We start from the raw sequence: 808 nt of genomic DNA on the forward strand, positions 1-808 counted from the left end.
TGCTGGCGACGGTCGTGCCCGGAGACCTCCTGCGCGCCCTGCTGCCGGTTCTTCTGGTCGCGATTGCGCTCTACTTCGCGTTCAAGCCCAACATGGGCGACGTGGATCGTGTCGAGCGCCTGTCACCGTTTCTGTTCGGTCTGACGGTCGTGCCGGCCGTTGGCTTCTATGACGGTTTGTTCGGCCCGGGCACCGGCTCATTCCTCATGCTGGCCTTCGTTGCGCTCGCCGGTTACGGCGTGCTCAAGGCGACGGCGCACACCAAGCTGCTCAACTTCGCCTCCAACATCGGCGGCTTCACCGTCTTCGCCGCCGTCGGTGTCGTCTACTGGAAGATCGGTCTGATGATGGGCGTGGCGCAGTTCCTCGGCGCACGCCTCGGCGCCAGCCTCGCCATCCGCATCGGCGCCCGGCTGATCAAACCGCTGCTGGTGATCGTGTGCGTGGCGCTGGCGATCAAGCTCCTGGCCGACCCGGCCAATCCGTTACGTCAGCTGATTGGTGTGTGACGGTCCTGCTGGTAGAATTCGGGTGTTGCGAATCATGTTGGAGGGACAGACATGAATCTCAGTGCACCCACCCAGATCGTGTTCATCATTTCGTTGGTCATCGCCATCATCGGCCTTCTCGCCGCTCTCGGCCTTCTTGCGTTCATTCCTCTCGCGGCGGTGTGGATCATGCTCATCGCCTATATCGTGCTTGCCGCCGGCTGCCTGATGCGCGGCGCATAGCGACTCGCAGATCTCTGGCAACTCGAAGCGCCCGGCCCTGCCGGGCGCTTTTGATTCTAGGGCATGGTCTGCTAGGT

At 62.7% G+C, this 808-nt stretch carries 2 protein-coding genes; both read left to right on the forward strand.

The genetic code is table 11. The annotated features are described in order from the left end of the window. Positions 1-509: TSUP family transporter (locus tag EOA29_RS38520; RefSeq protein WP_145970127.1), on the forward strand; the 509-nt coding region annotated here is incomplete at its 5' end. Between the two features lie 51 nt (positions 510-560). After that, positions 561-731 (forward strand): hypothetical protein, encoded by a 171-nt coding sequence (locus EOA29_RS38525; protein WP_126093321.1) that lies wholly within the window; start codon positions 561-563, stop codon positions 729-731. Positions 732-808 lie beyond the last annotated feature (77 nt).

It is taken from the genome of Mesorhizobium sp. M1E.F.Ca.ET.063.01.1.1 (assembly GCF_003998155.1).
Taxonomy (GTDB): domain Bacteria; phylum Pseudomonadota; class Alphaproteobacteria; order Rhizobiales; family Rhizobiaceae; genus Mesorhizobium.